The following is a 23,533-nucleotide window of genomic DNA, read 5'->3' as shown; positions in this document are numbered from 1 at the left end:
TTGAAACCAAAAGAAAAATAACCATATTATATTTATGGTTTTTCAGGGGGTTCAAGTAGAGATTTAAGCCCCGCAGCTTTATTTTCAATTTCAATCCATTCTTGCTCCGGATCAGAATCACTGACAATCCCAGCCCCCGAGAACAATGACAACCGTTGATGTTCAATTTGAGCACAGCGTAAGGACACGGCGAACTCACTTTTATTTAAGCTAACGAAACCTCCCGTTCCAGCGTACCAGCGGCGCGAGAAAGGCTCATGTTCCGTTAAAAATTGACGAGCAACCGTTCTCGGCAACCCACATACCGCAGCAGTAGGTTGTAAACGCTGTAAACATTCACTGTCTGAAGGTGACACTAAAGTTGCGGCAATCGAACGATAGAGGTGTTGGATCTTGCGTAGGCGAATCACTTTCGCGGGTGAAACATCAATACCCGTTACAATACCTTGTAACTGCTGGCAAATATCGTCCACGACCACTAAGTTTTCGTGTTGGTTCTTACTGTCTTCCATCAACCATTTTGCTTTTTCAGCAGCAATCGCGTCATCAGGATGATTCGCGACTGTACCTGCAAGTGCCTCCGAATTGAGTTGTGTACCTTGTCGTAGATACAAACGCTCCGGTGTTGAGGACAGAAAACCTGTTTCTTGGCTTAATGCCATCATAAAATGGTAGCATTGAAAATTAACTCGTTGGCTTGCCGCTAAAAATTCCGCCACAGAAACGGGTTGTGACAACGTCAATTTCGTTTCACGCGCCATCACAACTTTTTCCATCTCCCCCGCTCTCATTTTCGTGATAGCTTTATTTAATAGGTGGCACCACTGCGCCTTTTCAGGGAAATGTTCATGACCGATAATTTGTGTATTTAAAGGTGGCAATGTTGCCGCTGGCTTGAGCTGCTTTAAAAATGCGATTGCGGCTAAACGGTCATCTTCACCTTTGATATTAAGATAGACTGATATTGATGAACGAACGCGAAAAATTTCTAAACGCGGTAAAAAGTAAAACGTTGCCTGTTGTTTATCGGCCAATGAAATTCCTTCACCAACCGCGTTCCAGCCATTTAAGCCCCATAAACGCATATCGGGATACTGGGCATGTAAAGACAAAAACTGTTCGGCCTCAGTGATTGCGTTAAATTCATATACGGTTCCCAGAGCGCTACACTCATCCGTTCCCGTGCGCTGATACCAATAGAACTGCGGATAACAGGATTGAGCCGATAGCCAAGCTAACCCAGGAAATGTAGAGTGACCATCCAATTGCCAATGTAGACGTATGAATTCTTGATTGCCCAATGCCAATGTTGACAGTTGATGAAGAATTTCAGTTATTAAATTATCTATTTTTTTATATACCACTTTAGATCCCTACTGCCACACTCAACAAAGACTATCGATAATTATATAGTGCAATATAATTTATTAATACATTGATTATTTCTGACAATAGGTGTTACGCCTCGTAAAATCAAATATGTATTAGTAATTTTTTATTACATCACCAATAAATCACTACGCATCTTATTGTATAGATTAAAAAATTTAACTTTAATTATTTACTTGACTTATATCAATCTTTATCTTCAAGATCACACAAAAACACCATTTTGTTTTTTTACTTGATGGTTATTTGTTAATCATATTTGTACAAAGTAAAATAATCATCATCGGGTAACAATACGGTAAGTATTCAAATACGTCACATCACACTAAAAAAACATTAATTATAATTACGATATTAAAAAATAAAAAAATGATATGACAAAAACAATGCTCGCAGAGTTAATATTTATTATTCACTCTCTTAACGCGTCAAAGAGTGACATAATATTTTTATCTTAGAACATTTAATATAACTTCCTGCACTTTTATGATTAGACATTTCAACATTTAATCATAATGAATTTATTATCGATTATATTAGGTCGTCAATTTATAATATATATTTTCATATTTTAGTATCTACTTTTAGGCGATCCTTAAAGTAATTTATTCTTAACTATACGGGGTAAATGCGAATCTAATGTTTTATCATGGGTGATAAATTGCTTAGAGGTAATACTATTTTTAGCTCTATCATTTTTATCGCATCACTCATATTTGTGATTTTCTGTTGTCTACCTTTTATTTCAACCACAATACTTAATTGGAAATGAACCATTATGAGTGAAATAACTTATGACAAAATAATTGAAAAAGAGAATATAGGAGCGGCAACTCTTGCATTATTAACCAACCAAGACCCTCACTCTGCTCGCCCCGCCGGCATTTTTACTTACCAAGATTTAGTGAATATTCATCGATATACCCATTTTGCCCTTTCATTACCAACATCAACATTAGAAATCCATTCATGGCTAAAAATTAATGAATCAACTGATTTACCCATAAAAATTAGCGCACTGACTGAGGTTATTCAATTAATTCACACCCATGCCAGCGGTTGGGATGGTGTCGAACAAGAAGTTAAACAACAATCTATTAATTTATCACTGATTAGTCGAAATATTGTTCAGACTGGAAATCAAATCATTGAATACATTAATGATATGCCTATTATACAGCAAATAGCCAATAGCATTGACGACTTGTCAGCCGAGGCGCTAGATGGGCTTACTTACCAAAATGATGACCAGCAAATTGCCACAGAATTATTAAGCATACTGAATCTCATCCAAGATGATATTAAAATGCAAGCCAATAAAACTTCTAGGATTAAAAATACTATTTCTGACTTTCGAGCACATATTATTGGAGGTGCTTTATCTAATAATCAACATGTTGATTCTTTATTATTTAAAGTTAAGTCAATTTATTTGCAATTAGATTCTATTGATGATATTAATTCTGAATCACATCTTTTTGAGAAAGTCACTTTACTCAAAAAAGAGGTATTAACACTCGAAAAAGAATATGACCATTTTGTTAAGTTAAGCTTTACAGGCCTTGCTGGTGGTTTAATTGGATTACTGATTACAGGAGGGATATTCGGCAGCAAAGCTGAAAAAGTCCGCCATCGAAAAAACGCATTACTTAAAGAAATTGTTGAAATCAATAACAAACTCAATAAAGATCGCTTTATTAAAAAAGTTATTTTTGATATTCAAGTACATTTACAGAAGATTGAAGGCTATTTTAAAGATGCAAGATTAGCAGTTGACCATTTAGACTATATGTGGCTTGTTATTTTGACCGAAATTAAGCAGTCAATAGAAACTTTTGCGCGTATTGATAATGCTGCCAACCTTTTAAAGTTTATTGCTCGTTTCAAAAAAATTATCACCGCATGGGCGTCTGTGCAAACTTACTCAGAACAACTCATTGAACTATTTGATATTAAAATGACACATTACTCTCATGCTTAATAAAGGTAATACTATGCACCAAACCGTAAATTTCCCAGTTTTACCTGCTATTGAGTTTTATCAGGTAAGAATGCTCATTAATAAAATTAATAATTTTAATCATAACATTCTAAGTTACGATCCGAGCATTTTTAATCGAATAAAACGGATTGCTACTCAGGCAGAAAGTCTCAATGAGCAAATCAGAAACTCATTGCCAATAATGAAATTAAAAACTCGTTATATCATTGATAGTACGATTAGTGAGCGATTTTCAAGTCAGGATGTTGATGACTTAAAGGGAGGTCAACAGGATTTAGAGTTAACAGAATTTATCGATGACTTTACTGAGCTTAAAAATGAGCTAGAGAAGCTAACGGCACCTTTACGTACCACAAGCGATTATCTATTGGCATTACAATTAGAAGAAGCAAACCACCTTAAAAGTGAGAGCTATCGTAACCTACAAAATCGCCTTTTATTACTGGCTAACAATAATCAAAAGACATTGGATGAGTTTAACCAAGAGTTAATTGCTATTGTTAAAGCTGAAGAAGTTATCTTAAATTACAAGCTAGCGGATTTATTTGATCATGTTTTTCCTGATATATCGCTCATTGAATCATTAAATATCCCTCCTTCTAAAAAAGATCTGCTAAAAATTGCGATTGCCTGTGCCAAGCGCTTACTCACTATCCTTGACAATGGCTTAGATTTTATAAAATTGGTCAATGTTCGACTCTATTTGGTCGATCAAATCGCTGTTTTAAATGAGAAAGACCAGCAGTTTAAAAAGCGCATTGATAAGCTGACACACCTACTTATGCTCACTAAAGATATTTCAAAAATAGATGAGCAACGACAAGATGTGGCTGCCCATTTTCAGCAGTTACAATCTTATTTAACGCAATGGATTGACTATATGCAGACATGTTTAGACGAGCAGACGTTTAATATCCATAATGCTATCAAATCTTGTGAAGCCTTTATGGACTTTATTAATGAAGCCGAATATCAATATCAGCGCCAATTAGCTGATTAAAAAAAACGGCTACTGAAAAGTAGCCGTTTATTTTTACTGTGATGGCGGTGAAGATTAAAGCGGGCTCACAGCCAATACCATATAGGAGAGATTGATAAGCGGTTGCGGCCATACCCCTAGCAGGATCACGATAATTGCACAGATAGCAGCAACAACTGTCCCGAAAGTGGCTTTTTCTGGCCCAGTATAACGATCTGCATGTTCTGCATCACGGCTATACAAGCTTGCCATAAAGCGTAGATAGTAGAATAGACCAATCGCACTACCTAAGACCACGGCACCAGTTAACCACCATAGCTCTGCCTTCACTGCGGAAATAATCACATAGAATTTACCAATAAACCCTAATGTAATCGGTATACCAGCCAGAGAAAGCATCATCACGGTAAGCACTGTCGCAAGTACAGGCTTATGCCAGAACAGCCCGCGAAATGCACTCAAGTCATCTTGGTCATCGCCACGATATGGGCTAGAAATAATGCTGATCACACCAAAGGCGCCCAAACTTGCAAACAGATAGCCGACTAAATAGATAGCGACAGTGACTTGGGAATCTGTTGGGGCGGCGCGTAATGCAACTAAGGCAACCAGCAGGTATCCCATGTGAGAAATGGACGAATAACCAAGTAGGCGTTTGGCACTTTTCTGAGTGATAGCCATCAGGTTACCAAACAGAATCGAAGCAATAGCGATGACGCTAACAACAATCGCCAATGTATTACTTTGAGCAGCAGGCGCTTCCATAAAGATACGCATTAATACTGCAAAGATACCAATTTTACTTCCCGTTGCTAAGAACGCGGATACCGGAGCTGGAGCACCTTGGTAAACGTCTGGAGTCCATAATTGGAATGGGAACAGTGATAATTTAAAACCGAAGCCTACAATCAACATCCCCAAGCCAATCAACACCAATGGCGCATGGATTTGGCTATCAGAAAGACTCTGACCCACAGCCGCAAAGCTTAAGCTGCCTGATTCTGCATACAGTAAGGCGATACCAAAGAGCAAGAAAGAAGAGGCAGCGGCAGATAACAGCATGTATTTGATACCTGCTTCCAGCGAACGTTTACGTTCAAAGGTGTAAGCCACAAGACCGAACAAGGGTAAAGAGATCAATTCAATACCAATGAACATGGATGCCATGTGGTTAGCCATTGAAAGTAAGACGCCCCCTGTTACCGCAATCGCCAGTAACAGATGGAATTCTTCTTTATTATCATTAAAGCCTTCCAACCAATGGAAAGCAAAAATGCTGGTTGCCATACCCGCAATCAGGACCAATGCGCTGTAGAACATCGCATAGCCGTCAACACGAATAAGCGGAGTGACTTCTATTGGCAGACCCTCTGCAATAAAGAACAGAGATAGCAGCGCAACGGCGAAGCCGAATACTGTCAGTGTGGCACTTGTTAGGTGATCGCGTCGCCACGCAATGGACAGCATCACAACCACCGCCGTCAATCCGACGATCAATAGCGGGAGTATTGCGATCAATTGTTGAAGTGTTATTGTCATGGCGAATTACGGCCTTAATGTTGTAAGTGAAGCAGTGTACAAGTTATGTAATGTTTCCATCGCACCCTCTGAAGTATCCAGAATTGGTTGTGGATAGAAGCCAATAATAACCAGTAAAACAGCCAGAGCCAGCAGCACACCAAATTCACGTGCTGTTAACCCTTTCATTTCGCTCTCGGATTTTGGTGTACCGTAGTAGGTTTGTTGCATCATCCACAATGAGTAGACAGATGCGAACACCACACCAAAGACCATGATGCAAGTCACCAGCGTAAATTGGCTGAATGTACCAAACAGGATCATGAATTCACCGATAAAGTTACCTGTGCCCGGCATACCTAAAGTTGCAGCGGCAAAGAACAGTGATAAACCCGGTAACCATTTAATACGTTTCCATAATCCACCCATCATGCGCATATCACGGGTTTGTGTACGCTCATACAACTGCCCGCTGATGATAATTAATGCTGCACCTGACAAGCCATTTGTGATCATTTGGATCACTGCACCTTGGTATGCAAGAACAGAGCTAGCGTAGATTGCCACCGTCACAAATCCCATGTGAGACAAGCTACTGTATGCAGCAAGACGCTTAATGTCTGTTTGTTTAAATGCAAGCCATGCACCGTAGAAAATGCTGATCACACCAAGTGTCATCGCAATAGGTGTAAACTCGATCGATGCTTCAGGGAACAGAGGTAGTGTAAAACGCAACAGGCCGTAAGCCGCTGTTTTCAACATGATACCTGAGATATCCACAGAGCCTGCTGTTGGCGATTGCTCTTGAGTATCCGCCATCCAACCGTGGAATGGCACTAATGGCATCTTAACCGCAAAGGCAATAAAGAAGCCTAACATTAGCATAAAGCCAACGGTGCTAGACATCTGAGTACCAAGCAACTCATTGTAGTTAAATGTCCACACAGAGGTGTCGCCGAAGTGGACTAATGCTAATCCAACAATCGACACCAACATAATCAAGCCACTCGCTTGTGTGTAGATAAAGAACTTAGTTGCAGCGTTAATATGCTGTCTGTTTTCTGCTCCTTTGTGCCCCCAGTTAGCAATCAGGAAGTACATTGGGATTAACATCATTTCCCAGAAGAAGAAGAACAAGAACAGGTCAACCGCCGTAAAAATCCCCATCACACCTGCAATAATCCACAGCAGGTTAAAGTGATAAGCACCTTGGTTGGCTTGGTTTTCACTCCACGAACTGAGGACTGAGAAAGCCCCCATGATCGCGGTTAGTACCACCATTAACAGTGATAAGCCATCAATCGCCAGATGGAAATTAATACCCAGCATTGGGATCCACGGCATTGAGTATTCCACTTGCCATTGTGGAACACCTTGTGGATTTACCAGAGAGTAATCTCCCTGTAGCCATAACAAGATTGATAATATTAATGTTATTCCCATTGAAGCCAGCGCAACCCAGCGTGGTGCGCGGTGGCTAAACCGGTCAGCCTGCCAGCTTAGCAGGCCACCGATGAAGGGAATGAGTATTAGCCAGGGTAATAGCATGGCGCAATGTGTCCCTTAATTAAACCAAAAGCAGCAGAGCAAGAATCAGCACTGCACCCAGCCCCAATGAGGCAACATACCAACGGACCTGACCGTTCTCACTAATTGCCAACCCTTTGTTTGCCCAACGAGACAAGCAGGCAGGTAGGTTCATCAATGAGTTCACAGGATCGCTTTCCAGTAGCCATGCAACACCCTTGAAAGGTTTTACAAAGACAACGTCATACAGCCAGTCGAATCCCCACGCATGATACCACCATGTTGAGAAGAAACGGCCTGGTGCACTTTTCGCGATAACTGTGGCGATAGAGCGTCTGTACAGATAAATGAATGCCACAATCAACAGTCCGATAACAGCAAGGCTACCTGAAAGCATCTCCAACTGTAGCTTACCAGCTTCATGCTCCAGTGGATTAACAGGGAATACGCCTTCTAACGGCTGGTGAATCTGCGCACCAATAAATGTCGCTAAAATTGCCAAAATGCCCAATGGTATGGAGTGAGTAAATCCTTTGACCTTGTGCGCTTTAATTTTCGCTTCGCCATGGAAGGCGATGAAAATCATACGGAAAGTATACATTGCTGTCAGTAGTGCACCGATGAGGCCAGCCCATAAGAGAACCGTTTGGCCATCCACTTCTGCACCCCACAAAATAGCGTCTTTACTGTAGAAACCGGCCGTGAATAGAGGTAGTGCAGCCAATGCACTTCCGCCGATTAACATCACCGTATAGACGTATGGAATTTGCTTACGCAATCCACCCATTTTGAAAATATTTTGTTCGTGATGACAAGCAATGATCACCGAACCTGCTGACAAGAACAACAGTGCTTTAAAGAAGGCGTGCGTCATCAGGTGGAAAATAGCTGCATCCCACGCCTGAACACCTAGAGCCAAGAACATATAACCAATTTGGCTCATGGTTGAGTAGGCCAATACACGTTTGATATCGGTTTGAACCAATGCTGCACAGCCTGCTAACAACAGGGTGACACCGCCCACAATGCCGACCAGATGTAAGATTTCTGGTGCCATCAAGAACAATGCATGGGTACGAGCAACAAGATAAACACCCGCGGTTACCATGGTTGCTGCGTGGATCAGAGCAGAGACCGGAGTTGGACCCGCCATCGCATCGGCTAGCCATGTCTGGAGTGGCAATTGAGCAGATTTACCTACCGCACCACCTAAGATCATTAAGGTTGCCCATGTGATTGCGTTGCCACCTTCTGCCATTTTTTGTGGTGCCATTACAGCCATTTCGCTGAAGTTCAAAGTACCGAGTTCATTCCACAGAATAAACATACCGATAGCTAAGAACACGTCACCAACACGCGTAATGAAGAAGGCTTTCATTGCCGCTTTGCCGTTATCTGGATTGGTGTAGTAGAAACCGATCAACAGGTAACTGCACAGCCCTACCCCTTCCCAACCGAGATACATCAGCATCATGTTATCGGCGAGTACTAAAACCACCATGCTCGCGATGAACAAGTTAGTGTAAGTAAAGAAGCGTGAATACCCTTCCTCACCACGCATATACCAAGAAGCATAAACGTGGATCAGGAAGCCAACGCCCGTTACAACACCTAACATCGTCAGTGAGAGGCCATCAAGGCGAATCGTAAACGGGATATTGAAATCTCCCACTGACATCCAAGTCCAAAGCAGATCGGTGTACGGAGGATATGCACCATTTGCAAGTACAGGTTGTTCTAAAAACTCAATACCCGCATACAATGCAACAACCGCTGCAAGGCCGACGACTCCAGCCCCAATAATAGCTGAAACATTTTCTGACCAACGACCGCGGGAAAATGCTAATAGCACTGACCCCAGAAGCGGAAACAGAATTGTTAAATAGAGTAAATTCATCCGCGCATCTCACTGACTTTATCAATATTCAGGTTCTGACGATGACGATGGAGTTGCAGTAACAACGCCAATCCAATACTCGCCTCCGCTGCAGCCAGTGCAATTGCCAGAATGTACATTATCTGGCCGTCTGGTTGCCCCCAAAAACTCCCAGCGACCACAAAAGCGAGCGCTGTTGAGTTAATCATGATTTCCAGTCCGATCAGCATGAAAAGCAAGTTGCGGCGGATAACAAGGCAGCTTAGCCCCATCACAAACAAAATAGCCGCTAAAATCAGACCATGTTGAAGAGGTATCATTATTGTTCCTCCGCTTTCGCTTTCGCATTGCTAACAAGATCAGCACTGTTTTCAGTACGGTCACGACCTACGTGGAACGCAACTACTAAGCCTGCTAGCAGTAACAATGATGCCAATTCAACCGCTAGGACATAAGGTCCAAACAAGCTAATTGCCACCTCTTTCGCACTAATCACCGTGCCAGTAATACCGTCTTGGTATGACAGGCTGGTAATGCCGTAAACCAGAAGTGCCAGCAATACTGCAGATAACAGTGCCGGCCCAATCCAGTTTTTCGGTGCCAGCCATTCACGCTCTTGCTCTTGAACAGAGCGCCCAAGGTTGAGCATCATCACCACGAAAACGAACAGTACCATGATGGCACCCGCGTATACGATGATCTCCAAAGCCCCCGCAAAGTATGCGCCGAGCGAGAAGAACACCATAGACAGTGCCAGCAGAGAAACAACCAGATACAACAACGCATGTACCGGGTTAGTATTGGTTATCACCCTCAAAGTCGCTAAAACAGCAACCAGACCGGCGATATAAAATGTAAATTCCATGAATATCGCTCCTTATGGCAACAGGTCTTTGACGTTAATTGGTTTGGCTTCGTTATCCGCTTCACCTTTGTCTTTACCTGCAATCGCCATACCCGATTTACGGTAAAAGTTATAATCAGGATATTTACCCGGACCTGAAATTAATAAGTGATCTTTTTCATAAACAAGATCTTGACGACGCCATTCACCCATTTCAAAGTCAGGTGTTAATTGGATTGCCGTTGTTGGGCAAGCCTCTTCACACAACCCACAGAAAATGCAGCGTGAGAAGTTAATGCGGAAAAATTCAGGATACCAACGCCCATCCTCATGCTCCGCTTTTTGCAGTGAGATACAGCCCACTGGGCAAGCAACCGCACATAAGTTACAGGCAACACAACGCTCTTCACCGTCTGGGTCACGGGTTAATACGATACGACCACGGTAACGGGGCGGCAGGTAAACTGGCTCTTCGGGATACATTTGCGTTTCACGTTTTTGGAACGCATGCAAACCGACCAACCAAATACTGCGTACTTGAGTGCCGAAACCGACCAATAAATCTTTCAATGTCATGGTTCAATCACCCCTTACTGAGCGTTGTATAAAATAACTGCTGCGGTACCCAGCAGGTTAAGCAGAGTCAGCGGCAGGCAGATTTTCCAACCGAAAGACATCACTTGGTCATAACGTGGGCGGGGTAAAGATGCACGGATCAGGATAAACATCATCATGAAGAAGGCAGTCTTAATCGCAAACCACAGGAATGACGGCAAGAAAGGTCCATGCCAGCCACCAAAGAACAGCGTTACAATCAAAGCAGAGACTGTAACAATACCGATATACTCACCAACGAAGAACAGGCCGAATTTCATACCTGAATATTCAACGTGGTAACCATCCGCAATCTCTTGTTCAGCTTCTGGTTGGTCAAACGGGTGACGGTGACATACCGCAACACCTGCAATCGCAAACGTCACAAAGCCAAAGAATTGAGGAATGATGTTCCACATACCTTTCTGAGCGTCCACAATATCAATCAAATTGAAAGAGCCTGCTTGAGCCACAACCCCCATCAATGAAAGACCTAAGAACACTTCGTAGCTCACCGTTTGTGCGGAGGCACGCATCGCACCTAGCAGTGAGTATTTGTTGTTACTTGACCAACCAGCAAACAGCACGGCATAAACCGCAAGACCTGCCATCATCAGGAAAAATAAGATCCCGATATTCAGGTCAGCGACATACCATGTTGGGCTGACAGGTACGATAGCAAAAGCGAGGAACAGCGAACAAAACGCAATCACAGGTGCTAACGTAAAGATTTTTTTGTCTGCAAACTGTGGGATCCAGTCTTCTTTGAACAACATTTTGAACATGTCGGCCATTAACTGCCCCATGCCAAATGGTCCAACGCGGTTAGGGCCATAACGATTTTGGAATAAACCGAGAATACGGCGTTCACCCAAACTCATGTATGCCCCACAGATCACAACAACCAATAGGATGACAATCGATTTAAGGACGGAAACTAAAATTTCCATCACTTCTGGGGATATCCAATCCATCATGCCCCCCTCCGCAGATTATTGACTGATACACCCGCCATGGCTGGTGCAATACCTGGCATACCCAATGGCAGACCGATTTGACCACTCGACAGATTTTTACTCACGCGCACCGTCAGATTAAAGGTTTGTCCTTCATAACTGAACTCCGCTTGAGTACCTGCTGCAAGGCCAATCGCCGCGGCATCTTTTTCATTCAACATGATATAAGGTTCCGGCATGCGCTGCTGGATCACCTCAGAGCGTTGTGACATCTCATCACTGCCGAACAAGTGATAGTAAGGCGCAACCACCCATTGAGCTTCAGTCGCCTGATAAGCCGCTGGGATCTCCGTGAAATAACCCAGTTTACCTTCTGTTGAATTAAACAAACGAATGCCCGGATCACCAAAACGCAGATGTCCACCCACTTCACTTTGGAATTTGTTCCAAGCTTGTGGTGAGTTCCAACCTGGTGCCCATGCAAATGGAATTTGCTGACGTGGTGCCGTTGGGCTGTTGTTCCCTTCCATAGAGAACGCAAACGCCGTGTCTTTATCTTGCGGTTGGCGCTGTTCATGAACCGATTGATTCGCTAGCATCGCCGTACGCCCACTATAACGGTGTGGCTCACGAGCAAGTTTCTGACCACGAATACGGAAAGATGCTTTTGGTGCCGCATCGACAATACCTTCAAACTGAGGTAACGCAGCCACACAATCCGCAATAACATGATCAAGCTGAGACCAATCTGCATCACGTGCTTGCGCTTCTGTTTGCAGTGAATGCAACCAGCGCCAGCTTTCGTTCATGACGATAGATTTATCGTAGAAAGATGGGTCAAAGACTTGGAAGAAGCGTTGAGCGCGACCTTCTTGGTTGATCAAGGTTCCATCTGCTTCCGCAAAACTTGCCGCAGGTAATACCAAGGTGGCTTTATCCATAATGGCAGTATGTTGATGATCCGCCACAATGAGGTGCTTCAGTTTCGCCAATGCACTATCGACAGCGTTAACACTGCTATGACGGTAAAGGTCATTTTCCATCACAATAGCGACATCGACTTCATTTGCATTAATGCGCTCAAATGCACTATCCAACGGCTGTGCTTTCATCATTGCGAGACCAAAACTATTCGCGTGGGAAGCAAGGTAAGATAGCCCCACTTGAGCACCTTTTGCTTTGAGTGCAAACGCAACGTTAGCAGCCGCTTGGATCATCGCATCGCTTGCTGAGTGGCTACCACTGATAATCAATGGTTTTTTCGCACTGGCCAGCGCTTGAGCAATGGTTTCAACTTTAGCTCGTAAATCAGCAGGTAAATCTGTTACAGCCGGTGCATCACCATTAATCATGTTCGCAATAGCGAAACCAAAACGCGCTTGGTCTGCAACAGGAGCACGGTAGTTAAATGCCGCGATATCATCTAAACGCGTATCGTCAACGTTAGTGATAAACAGAGGGTATTTCGCGTGTTGGCCGATATTCATGATCGCCGCTATTTGCCAGTCTGCCACTTTTTGGGCCGCTGCCATTTCACGAGCTTTACCTTTAACGGCTTGGCGAACCGAGAGTGCCATACGAGCACCCGTCTGAGTTAAATCTTCACCCAGAACCAATACTGCATCGTAATCTTCCACTTCGCGTAAGCTTGGTGTATAGATCCCCCCGTTTTGCAGAATGTTGTGCATCAATTCAAGGCGACGCTGTTCATCTGCCGAAACACCTGAGTAGAAGTTTTCCGCGCCAACTAATGCACGGAGTGCATAGTTACTTTCGACACTGGCACGTGGAGAGCCGATACCAATCACTTTTTTCGCTTGATTGATGATCTGTGCACCACTTTGCATCGCTTCAATGGCTGAAATCACTTGTTTCACGCCATCTTTATTTAGCAGTGGCTGGCGAGGTCTATCTTTACGGTTAACATAACCATAGCCAAAGCGCCCACGGTCACACAGGAAATAGTGGTTTACTGAGCCGTTGTAGCGGTTTTCAATACGGCGTAATTCACCATAACGTTCACCTGGGCTAGTGTTACAACCGATGCTGCACTGTTGGCAGATCCCCGGTGCAAACTGCATATCCCATTTACGGTTATAGCGTTCTGAATGTGTTTTATCGGTAAATACACCCGTTGGACACACTTCAACTAAGTTACCGGAGAATTCACTCTCCAGTGTGCCATCTTCAGTACGACCGAAGTAGACATAGTTGTGTGCGCCATACACGCCTAAATCCGTACCATCTGCGTAATCTTTGTAATAACGCACACAACGATAGCAGGCAATACAGCGGTTCATTTCATGGTTAATGAAAGGCCCCAGATCCTGATTGATGTGAGTACGCTTGGTAAAACGGTATTTACGCATATTATGACCGGTCATTACCGTCATATCTTGTAAATGACAGTTGCCCCCTTCCTCACAGACTGGACAGTCGTGTGGGTGGTTGGTCATTAGCCATTCCACAACACTTTCACGGAATTGTTTGGCCTCTTCATCATCGATAGAGATGTAAGTCCCTTCCGTTGCCGGTGTCATACAAGACATCACGAGACGACCACGAGTGTCATCCGCGTTTTGATATTGCTTAACCGCACACTGGCGGCAAGCGCCAACGCTTCCCAGCGCCGGATGCCAGCAAAAATAAGGAATATCTAGCCCCAGAGAAAGGCAGGCTTGTAACAGGTTTTCAGACCCGTTTACATCATATTCTTTGCCGTCTACATATATTGTAGCCATAGTCAGCATGCTTCCCAAAGGCCCGCTCAACAGCAGGCGTTAATCAAAAATACGTTCTTCGTGAAAATCGATTTTTGCGGTTGCTCATTCGCAAAAATATTACCAACGCTGTTTTAATAGGTTGGGCTGGATACCGGCTATCTGAGCAATATTGCGCAGATCTTTTTGCGAGATACCCGCTTCGAATTCTTCACGGAAATATTTGATGGCGCTCTGTAATGGCTCTACCGCACCCGGTGCGTGAGCGCAGAAAGTTTTACCCGGACCTAAGAAACGGCAAAGTTGCTCTAATGTTTCAATATCGCCCGGCTGCCCTTCCCCTTTTTCTAACGCCTGCAAAATTTTCACGCTCCATGGCAAGCCATCACGGCAAGGCGTACACCAGCCACAGGATTCACGAGCGAAGAAAGTTTCAAGGTTACGAACCAGAGACACCATGTTGATTTCGTTATCCACGGCCATCGCTAACGCAGTACCTAAACGGCTCCCTGCTTTACCGATAGATTCAAAATCCATTGGTAAATCAAGATGATCGCCAGTTAAAAAGTCAGTACCCGCGCCGCCGGGTTGCCATGCTTTTAATGTCAGTCCATCACGCATCCCACCTGCATAATCTTCCAACACTTCGCGTGCTGTTGTGCCAAATGGCAATTCCCATAAGCCTGGATTTTTCACTCTGCCTGAAAAGCCCATCAGCTTGGTGCCCGCATCTTTACTCTTGCCAGCACTGAGGTTGATATACCATTGCTCACCATGCTCTAAGATGGCAGGAACGTTACAGATAGTTTCAACGTTGTTTACGCAAGTAGGTTTACCCCATGCACCTGACGTTGCAGGGAATGGTGGTTTTGAACGTGGGTTCGCGCGACGCCCTTCAAGGGAGTTAATTAATGCCGTTTCTTCACCACAGATATAACGACCAGCACCGGTATGCACGAACAGTTCAAAGTCAAAGCCTGAACCTAAAATATTTTTACCGAGTAACCCAGCCGCTTTCGCTTCTTCGATGGCACGACGTAGGTGTTTGGCCGCCTCAACATATTCACCGCGTAGGAAGATATAACCACGATAAGCTTTTAGCGCATAAGCCCCGATGATCATGCCTTCAACTAAAAGGTGAGGCAGTTGCTCCATCAAAAGACGGTCTTTATAGGTGCCTGGCTCCATTTCATCCGCATTACATAAAAAGTAACGCAGTTTCATGTTTTCGTCTTTTGGCATCAGGCTCCATTTCAGACCAGTGGAGAAACCTGCACCGCCGCGGCCTTTTAGCCCAGCGTCTTTGACAAGGCTAACCACCTCGTCGGGTGCCATGCCCTTAAGTGCACGTTCAACACCTTTATATCCATTCTTACTACGATACTCATCCAGCCAAACAGGTTGTTTGTCATCACGCAAACGCCATGTCAACGGATGTGTTTCCGCAGTACGGATCACTTGTTTAAAGGAGTTTGTCATGGATACTGCTCCAGTAACTTTTTAATATCTTCAGGCTGTACGTAGCTGTGAGTGTCCTCATCAATCATCATAGTAGGACCCTTATCACAGTTACCCAAACAACAGGTTGGTAGCAGCGTAAAGCGGCCATCTGCCGTTGTTTGCCCTGGACGAATATTTAACTGATTGATAATTTCAGCTTCTAATCCTTGGTATCCCGTAATATGGCAAACCACACTATCGCAATAACGAATAATGTGGCGTCCTACAGGTTGACGGAAGATTTGGCTATAGAATGTCGCCACACCTTCGACATCACTCGCGGGGATACCTAGTACTTCGGCAATCGCGTAAATAGCACCGTCTTCAACCCAGCCACGGTTTTTTTGCACAATTTTTAGTGCTTCAATTGAGGCAGCACGCGGGTCTTCATAGTGGTGTTTTTCACCTTCGATTTCAGCACGCTCGGCTTCCGTTAAAACGAAACCGTGCTGTGTTTCTTGCGGTTCAAAAACATTTACGCCATCAAGACTGGTCTGCTTATTATGTTCATTATGCATGGTTAGCGATCCACATCCGACATTACAAAATCGATACTACCCAGATAGACAATCAAGTCGGAAACCAGACTACCTTTGATCACCGCTGGAATTTGCTGCAAATGCGCATAGCTCGGTGTACGAATACGAGTACGGTAGCTCATTGTGCTGCCATCACTCGTTAGGTAGTAACTGTTAATCCCTTTAGTTGCTTCGATCATCTGGAATGATTCATTCGCAGGCATAACTGGACCCCAAGACACTTGTAAGAAGTGGTTGATCAGGGTTTCAATATGCTGCAACGTCCGCTCTTTCGGTGGCGGCGTCGTCAATGGGTGATCGGCTTTGAAAGGCCCTTCTGGCATATTCTTCAAACATTGTTCAAGAATACGCATACTTTGGCGGATCTCTTCCACTTTGATCATCACACGGTCATAACAGTCACCGTTGTGAGCAATAGGAATATCAAACTCAAAGTTTTCGTAGCCTGAATACGGACGCCATTTACGCACGTCAAAATCAAGACCTGTCGCACGTAAACCAGCACCAGTAACCCCCCAAGCCAAGGCTTCTTCTTTTGTATAAGCAGCAACCCCGATTGAACGGCCTTTCAAAATGGTGTTTTTCAGTGCTGTCGTGACATAAGAGTCGAGGCGTTTTGGCAGCCAATCTAATAATTCACGTAGTAATTTATCCCAACCGCGTGGTAGGTCATGCGCAACACCACCGATACGGAACCAAGCTGGGTGCATACGGAAACCGGTAATGGCTTCAACGACGTTGTAAACTTTTTGGCGGTCTGTAAACGCAAAAAACACAGGGGTCATTGCGCCGGAGTCTTGAATATAGGTACTGATATAGAGTAAATGGCTGTTAATGCGGAACAGCTCAGATAGCATCACTCGGATCGTTTTCACGCGATCAGGAACTTCAATGCCCGCTAGCTTTTCAACGGCTAACACATAAGGCATTTCATTCACACAACCGCCAAGGTATTCAATACGGTCAGTATAAGGAATGTAGCTATGCCAAGACTGACGCTCACCCATTTTTTCAGCACCACGATGGTGGTAACCGATATCTGGTACGCAGTTTACGATTTCTTCACCATCTAGCTGCAACACAATACGGAAGGCACCGTGTGAAGAGGGATGGTTAGGTCCTAAGTTAAGGAACATGAAGTCTTCGTTTTCATTACCACGCGCCATGCCCCACTCTTCTGGTTTGAAAGTTAGTGCTTCCATTTCCAGATCTTGTTTTTGCTTAGTTAGCTCAAATGGGTCAAATTCTGTAGCGCGCGCTGGGTAGTCTTTACGTAATGGGTGACCTTCCCAGCTTGGTGACATTAGCAGGCGGCGTAAGTTTGGGTGACCTTGGAAGGTAATACCAAACATATCCCACACTTCTCGCTCGTACCAGTTAGCATTTGGGAACAGTGACACGATAGAAGGTACATTCAGGTCTTTCTCATTTAATGCGACCTTCAACATGATATCGCGGTTGCGATCAATCGAGATGAGGTGATAGAAAACACTAAAGTCTGCCTCTGGCAAACCTTGTCTATGTATTCTCTGACGCTCATCCACCCCATGCAAGTCAAATAACATGACATAAGGTTTTGGCAATTTTTTCAAAAAGTCTACGACTTCCAGTAACTGCTCACGTCTTACCCAAATAACTGGCATTCCAGTACGGGTAGCTTGAACAGAAAAGGCATCCGGGCCAAATTGGTTGCGCAGTTCCAGAAGCACAGGATCATTTAAATGTTCCTGTGTCTGCCATCCTGGCAGGGTACTCTCTTGCGCTATCTGATCTGTCATCATTCTTCACCATAACGCTTGATCAGGTTTATCATTTCGCAACACATTGCTCTGTTACGCTGTATGGCTTTAAGCCTTAAATTTCGTCTGGGGTTCGCAAGTTAGTCACTGCGATACGTTCACCGTGCTTTCTTTCTCTTTCTGATTGCATATTGGCACGATAAACCCCCTGATCACCAACAACCCACGATAGCGGACGACGCTCTTTACCGATGGATTCCTGTAACAGAAGCAGAGCTTGCATATAAGCTTCAGGACGTGGTGGGCAACCGGGAATATAAACATCCACAGGAATAAATTTATCTACACCTTGGACGACAGAATAAATGTCATACATACCGCCAGAGTTAGCACATGAACCCATGGAGATGACCCATTTTGGTTCAAGCATCTGGTCATAGAGACGTTGAATGACGGGAGCCATTTTCGTAAAGCAGGTTCCTGCAACGACCATAAAGTCGGCTTGACGAGGTGAAGCACGGAGAACCTCTGCCCCAAAGCGGGCTACGTCATGAACTGCTGTGAACGACGTCACCATTTCAACATAGCAACATGAGAGACCAAAGTTATATGGCCAAAGAGAATTTTTGCGCCCCCAGTTAACGACATCGTGTAAGGCATGAGAAAGTTTTCCCATGTAAACACTGTTTTTAACTTGCTGCTCAAGTGGATCGGTAACGATTTCTTGAGTTTGCAGGGGATAACGGTCGTTCTCACCGTTCGGATCTATGCGGGTGAGCGTATAATCCATTGTATAATGCCTCGCTTGTTACTGCGGATGACGATTGCTGATTTTAATAACTTCACTAGGACCTTTAACTGCGCGACGTGAACGGACAGGAGTCCAATCCAATGCACCAACGCGAACCAGATAAAACAGTCCAGCCAACAATACCAAAATGAAAATTGCTGCTTCGATAAAGCCTAACCAACCGACTTCACGGACGGCTACAGCCCATGCAAACAGGAACATGGCTTCCACATCGAAGACAACGAAGAACATGGCAACCAAGTAGAATTTCGCCGACATCCGAAGACGGGCACTCCCTACTGAATCAATACCTGATTCATAAGGTACGTGTTTTGTTCTGGCTTTGGCACGGCTGCCGAGGAAATGACCAGCGACCAACATAAACGAACAAAGGGCGATGGCGCCGACAAAGAATATCGTAAAGGCCCAGTTATGGGCTAACGCTAGGATAGATTCAGACATACTCGTTGCTTACTCATTACACATGGTGCGTGAATCTGCTCTTAACGGCAGTATTACACCATAATTGCCCAGTTAACCGAGAAGAAAGACCAAAAATCATCACCAAACATAAAAAAGCAGTCTGAAGACCGTGTTTGGTTTGTCCTCTCTCCGACTATTTATTTTGCTCAACTTAAGCAAAATAACCCGTACTTGCTACAATTCGTTGACCTACCAAAAACAAGATTGCAACAAAAAGTACTCAAAATCAGCTAAAACGTGTCAGTGTGTAAATACACACAATAAACGCAATGACTAGTCTAACTGATTATTCGCTTTTACTACACTATTATCTCAGGAAAAACCTGTCTTACCAGATGAAAACTTGCTCTTTTTATTTGATCTAGCGCACAGTTTTATTGAAAATTTGCTCATACTGTTTACAGAATATTCAAATTTAGTCTAAGTCACATTAACTGTTTTTTATTCACTAAATCAAGTAACTGTCTGACTAAGCAGTCCTATTTTATCAATTCAGCAAAATATGATTGTTAACAAGATAACAATTTTGTAACTAAAAAATGAAATTCATGTTCTGCCATCTACATCACAATTATTTCACGTAATATTATTTTAAACCATACTTATTAAGTGGTTACTTTGTCCTTTTTTGCCCCGTTTTGCTCAAAAAAAACCGCGAAGTTATCGCGGTTTTTTCCATTGAGTTTGTACTAATCAATTAATAATCATCAAATAATTATTGGTGCTTAAAATGACCCTTCACTTTCGTTAACAATGACATCGTCACTGGTAGGTGCAACAGCATAAGGGATCTTTTTGTTTTCAATTGCACTAAATACTGTTAACACTGAATCCTTTTGTTCATCAGCATTTTTATACAGCCAATATTGGATATCAGGCAAACGAGGCAGACCATCCGTTTCATTTAAAATGCGCAGATCCGCATTTTGCATTTCCATCGGTCGCGCTGTCACGCCGACTTCTGCATTTACAGCCGCTCTGACAGCAGGAAGTGATGCTGCTTCATACGCAATATGCCATGCAAGCCCCGCATTATCTAAAGCATCAGTACTCAGTTTGCGGTATGGGTTTGTTTCATCCATAACTACTAATGGAATCGGCTCATTAGCGCGCAACTGGAAATCAGGGGCACTGTGCCATAACACGGGTACTGTTCTTAATGCTGTTTTTGGATGATGGCTAATACGCGCCGTCGTCAAAGCTAAATCAATCTCATGATTATCTAGCATCGACTCAATAAATTGTGCGCGTTTGATCCTGACTTCAACAGCAAGACGCGGGAAAATAGACGCAATACGGTTGAGTAAAAATGGGAGTAAGATATCAACCGTATCATCGGATGCACCTATTCTCAATTCACCTTCAGCGTCGTTATACGTCAATGATGCTGTTGCGTCATCATTTGCACGCAAAATTTGTCTTGCGTAGCCGAGTAATTGTAAACCATGTGCGGTGAGTAATTTATTCCTCCCGTGGCGAGCAAATAACTCACGACCGACTAATTGTTCTAAGCGTTGCATTTGCTGACTGACAGCAGACTGGGTTCGACATACTGCAGCAGCAGCGGCAGCAAATGTATTTAGATCGGCAACTGCGACAAATGTCCTCAGTAGGTCCAGATCAAGGTTCATTATTGGACGATTGGAATTTATCATCTTTAATTCTCTTATATAATTTTATGTTACCTGGTGTTCCTGCTCTCCTCCTTGAGATCAGCTTGTTTAATTACTGAAATAACTTGCTTGATGTTTATCTAATCCTTAGACTCACATTTATTACACTTTATCCGAGTGGGACAATCTTAAAATGAACGTTCCACCGAACGACAAAGAAGCATGTTAACCAATCGATTTAATTTAAATCGTAAAAACAACCTTCTTATTTGCCGTCCTCTAAATACTAACATATTTAATGTAATTGCAATTATTTTAATGTAAATGCCTTTAAACATGTACTCACGCCTTAACTCAAACGTTTATTTTTCAGTTAGTTATAGTTTTATCATTCATTTTTATTCATTATTTTCTCACTAGAACAATCAATATTACTAACAAAAAGAGCTAATTTCTGTTGAAATTCCACGGAAATTTATGAATTTTTATTTCTATACATCCAATTTCGTCATCAATCTTACAATTTGATACAATCTTTTTGTTTCTAGCCATTATTTGCCCATAATTTCTATTTTTTCCTCCAAAACAGCCAGAATTGACAACAGATAACTTCAAATTAATTAATATTATTGGCATCTACATTCAACTTAAGTGGCATGTTTAGTTATCAACAGTCACATCACAGCATAAACCAACCTTTTTCACCAAAAATTATCTCCTATCTTCAAAAGCTTCCGTGGTAAGAGTAGAGTAGTAACAGATAAGCCGGAATCCCCCTACTTAAGTCTTCCCAAATAGGGTAATGAGAGAACGAATGAATAACATTAAAAAATCTAACAAGCTTGATAATGTCTGTTACGACATTCGCGGGCCTGTATTAAAAGAAGCAAAGCGCTTAGAAGAAGAAGGTAACAAAGTCCTCAAGCTAAATATCGGTAATCCGGCACCGTTTGGCTTCGAAGCCCCAGATGAAATTCTGGTCGATGTATTGCGTAATCTACCGAGCTCGCAAGGTTATTGTGATTCAAAAGGATTATATTCCGCACGTAAAGCCATTGTTCAGCACTATCAGGCTCGCAATATTCGTGAAATGACGGTTGAAGACGTTTATATTGGTAATGGTGTTTCTGAACTGATTGTGCAAGCAATGCAAGCGCTGCTCAATAATGGTGATGAGATGCTAGTACCTGCCCCTGATTACCCGTTGTGGACTGCGGCAGTTTCTTTATCCGGTGGTAATGCAGTTCATTATATGTGTGATGAACAGCAAGGTTGGATGCCTGATATTGATGATATTCGTAAAAAAGTTACGCCTCGCACTCGCGGAATTGTCATCATTAACCCAAATAACCCAACCGGCGCGGTTTACAGTAAAGAGTTATTGTTAGAAATCGTTGAGCTTGCACGCCAACACAACCTTATTATTTTTGCCGATGAGATTTACGATAAAATCCTGTATGACGGTGCCGTGCATCACTCAATTGCGGCATTAGCGCCAGATTTACTGACCGTCACTTTTAACGGATTGTCAAAAACCTATCGTGTGGCAGGTTTCCGCCAAGGTTGGATGGTATTAAACGGGCCGAAACAACAAGCTAAGAGCTATATTGAAGGTCTCGAAATGTTAGCATCAATGCGCCTGTGTGCTAACGTTCCTATGCAGCATGCTATCCAAACAGCACTCGGCGGCTATCAAAGCATCAGCGAATTTATTCAACCCGGTGGTAGGTTATATGAGCAACGTGAACGTGCTTGGCAACTAATTAACCAAATCCCAGGGGTTTCTTGTGTAAAACCACAAGGCGCGCTGTATATGTTCCCTAAAATCGATATTAAGCGTTTCAATATCCATGATGACCAGAAAATGATCCTTGATTTATTACTACAAGAAAAAGTGCTTCTTGTACAAGGTACTGCATTTAACTGGCCAGAGCCGGATCACTTCCGCATCGTGACCCTGCCTTATGCAGATGATCTTGAAATGGCAATTAATAAATTTGGTCGTTTTATCGAAAATTATCGCCAATAATGCTTCATTAATCGTTAAGACAGAAACACTCCCTCAAAAAAGGGAGTGTTTTTTATGAATCGTCTGTTACGGCTTAACATTTATTACTTTTCCAATTTAAGCTAGAAAATAAAAAAGCCCTGCTGTCTTATTGAGACAATAGAGCTAAGCATTCAGCAAACACAATAGACGGCCTATCACCTCTTTATTGAACAACGTTTTGTTAATACTCTTAAAAAGATGATTCAGACTTATTTATTATCGTTTATCAATAATCATATAATAGAAATAAAATAAACTGCTGCTAAAAAGAATAGCAATAATATAATTGGAAAGTATTTCATATTATCCCCTACCATTATTTATTAAGAATGTTATTCCTGATTATAGATTTTTATCACCGCAGATCAAACAATAATTAAAAACAAATAAAACAACAATAAAAGAACATCATAA

General features: G+C 43.0%; 18 protein-coding genes. 3 read left to right on the top strand and 15 right to left on the bottom strand.

What is annotated here, in order from left to right; translation table 11 throughout:
- Positions 1–32: 32 nt before the first annotated feature.
- Positions 33–1,364 (bottom strand): isochorismate synthase, encoded by a 1,332-nt coding sequence (locus PR709_RS00645; protein WP_004921096.1) that lies wholly within the window; start codon positions 1,362–1,364, stop codon positions 33–35.
- An 803-nt stretch (positions 1,365–2,167) separates the two neighbouring features.
- On the opposite strand from PR709_RS00645, the gene PR709_RS00640 reads away from it, so the two are divergent.
- Entirely contained in the window at positions 2,168–3,370 is a 1,203-nt protein-coding gene (locus tag PR709_RS00640) for an alpha-xenorhabdolysin family binary toxin subunit A (protein ID WP_249890811.1), read from the top strand.
- Positions 3,363–4,391: an alpha-xenorhabdolysin family binary toxin subunit B gene (locus PR709_RS00635; RefSeq protein ID WP_004921101.1), complete on the top strand. Its 1,029-nt coding sequence runs from the start codon at positions 3,363–3,365 to the stop codon at positions 4,389–4,391. Before PR709_RS00640 ends, PR709_RS00635 begins: the two co-directional genes overlap by 8 nt.
- A 54-nt stretch (positions 4,392–4,445) precedes the next feature.
- Here the strand turns inward: PR709_RS00635 and nuoN are convergent, their stop codons facing one another.
- The 14 genes from nuoN to PR709_RS00565 all read right to left on the bottom strand — a co-directional run bounded on the left by nuoN (position 4,446) and on the right by PR709_RS00565 (position 21,111).
- Positions 4,446–5,909 carry an NADH-quinone oxidoreductase subunit NuoN gene (gene nuoN / locus PR709_RS00630; protein ID WP_004921103.1) on the bottom strand — a complete coding sequence of 488 codons (1,464 nt, stop codon included), beginning with the start codon at positions 5,907–5,909 and terminating at the stop codon, positions 4,446–4,448.
- 6 nt (positions 5,910–5,915) lie between these two features.
- Entirely contained in the window at positions 5,916–7,436 is a 1,521-nt protein-coding gene (nuoM, locus tag PR709_RS00625) for an NADH-quinone oxidoreductase subunit M (RefSeq protein WP_004921104.1), read from the bottom strand.
- A 19-nt stretch (positions 7,437–7,455) separates the two neighbouring features.
- Positions 7,456–9,312, bottom strand: a complete 1,857-nt coding sequence (nuoL, locus tag PR709_RS00620) for an NADH-quinone oxidoreductase subunit L (RefSeq protein ID WP_272570686.1) — start codon at positions 9,310–9,312, stop codon at positions 7,456–7,458.
- Positions 9,309–9,611: an NADH-quinone oxidoreductase subunit NuoK gene (gene nuoK, locus PR709_RS00615; protein ID WP_004921109.1), complete on the bottom strand. Its 303-nt coding sequence runs from the start codon at positions 9,609–9,611 to the stop codon at positions 9,309–9,311. The genes nuoL and nuoK overlap by 4 nt, the downstream gene beginning before the upstream one ends.
- Positions 9,611–10,156, bottom strand: a complete 546-nt coding sequence (gene nuoJ / locus PR709_RS00610; RefSeq protein ID WP_004921110.1) for an NADH-quinone oxidoreductase subunit J — start codon at positions 10,154–10,156, stop codon at positions 9,611–9,613. Before nuoJ ends, nuoK begins: the two co-directional genes overlap by 1 nt.
- Before the next feature lie 12 nt (positions 10,157–10,168).
- Positions 10,169–10,711, bottom strand: coding sequence for an NADH-quinone oxidoreductase subunit NuoI (gene nuoI / locus PR709_RS00605; RefSeq protein WP_004921112.1), 543 nt, complete (start codon positions 10,709–10,711; stop codon positions 10,169–10,171).
- A 14-nt stretch (positions 10,712–10,725) separates the two neighbouring features.
- Complete coding sequence (gene nuoH / locus PR709_RS00600; RefSeq protein ID WP_014656260.1) at positions 10,726–11,703, bottom strand: NADH-quinone oxidoreductase subunit NuoH; 978 nt, start codon at positions 11,701–11,703, stop codon at positions 10,726–10,728.
- Positions 11,703–14,435, bottom strand: coding sequence for an NADH-quinone oxidoreductase subunit NuoG (nuoG, locus tag PR709_RS00595; protein WP_004921119.1), 2,733 nt, complete (start codon positions 14,433–14,435; stop codon positions 11,703–11,705). The genes nuoH and nuoG overlap by 1 nt, the downstream gene beginning before the upstream one ends.
- Positions 14,436–14,525: 90 nt before the next feature.
- The gene (gene nuoF / locus PR709_RS00590; protein ID WP_004921121.1) at positions 14,526–15,884 is read right to left on the bottom strand and encodes an NADH-quinone oxidoreductase subunit NuoF; all 1,359 of its coding nucleotides are present in this window, start codon (positions 15,882–15,884) and stop codon (positions 14,526–14,528) included.
- Positions 15,881–16,423 carry an NADH-quinone oxidoreductase subunit NuoE gene (gene nuoE / locus PR709_RS00585; RefSeq protein ID WP_004921124.1) on the bottom strand — a complete coding sequence of 181 codons (543 nt, stop codon included), beginning with the start codon at positions 16,421–16,423 and terminating at the stop codon, positions 15,881–15,883. The genes nuoF and nuoE overlap by 4 nt, the downstream gene beginning before the upstream one ends.
- Positions 16,424–16,425: 2 nt before the next feature.
- The gene (gene nuoC, locus PR709_RS00580; protein ID WP_004921126.1) at positions 16,426–18,225 is read right to left on the bottom strand and encodes an NADH-quinone oxidoreductase subunit C/D; all 1,800 of its coding nucleotides are present in this window, start codon (positions 18,223–18,225) and stop codon (positions 16,426–16,428) included.
- A gap of 73 nt (positions 18,226–18,298) precedes the next feature.
- Positions 18,299–18,973, bottom strand: coding sequence for a NuoB/complex I 20 kDa subunit family protein (locus PR709_RS00575; RefSeq protein ID WP_004921127.1), 675 nt, complete (start codon positions 18,971–18,973; stop codon positions 18,299–18,301).
- 18 nt (positions 18,974–18,991) lie between these two features.
- Positions 18,992–19,435 (bottom strand): NADH-quinone oxidoreductase subunit A, encoded by a 444-nt coding sequence (locus PR709_RS00570; RefSeq protein WP_004921129.1) that lies wholly within the window; start codon positions 19,433–19,435, stop codon positions 18,992–18,994.
- 746 nt (positions 19,436–20,181) lie between these two features.
- Positions 20,182–21,111: a LysR family transcriptional regulator gene (locus PR709_RS00565; protein WP_014656264.1), complete on the bottom strand. Its 930-nt coding sequence runs from the start codon at positions 21,109–21,111 to the stop codon at positions 20,182–20,184.
- A gap of 772 nt (positions 21,112–21,883) precedes the next feature.
- Between PR709_RS00565 and PR709_RS00560 the strand changes: the two genes are divergently transcribed.
- Positions 21,884–23,098: a pyridoxal phosphate-dependent aminotransferase gene (locus PR709_RS00560; RefSeq protein WP_014656265.1), complete on the top strand. Its 1,215-nt coding sequence runs from the start codon at positions 21,884–21,886 to the stop codon at positions 23,096–23,098.
- The last annotated feature ends 435 nt before the right edge of the window (positions 23,099–23,533 follow it).

It is taken from the genome of Providencia sp. PROV267, from assembly GCF_028477825.1.
In the GTDB taxonomy this organism is placed as follows: domain Bacteria; phylum Pseudomonadota; class Gammaproteobacteria; order Enterobacterales; family Enterobacteriaceae; genus Providencia; species Providencia stuartii.
The sequence above is the reverse complement of the archived record's forward strand: the minus strand, read 5'-3'. Positions and strand labels throughout refer to the sequence as shown.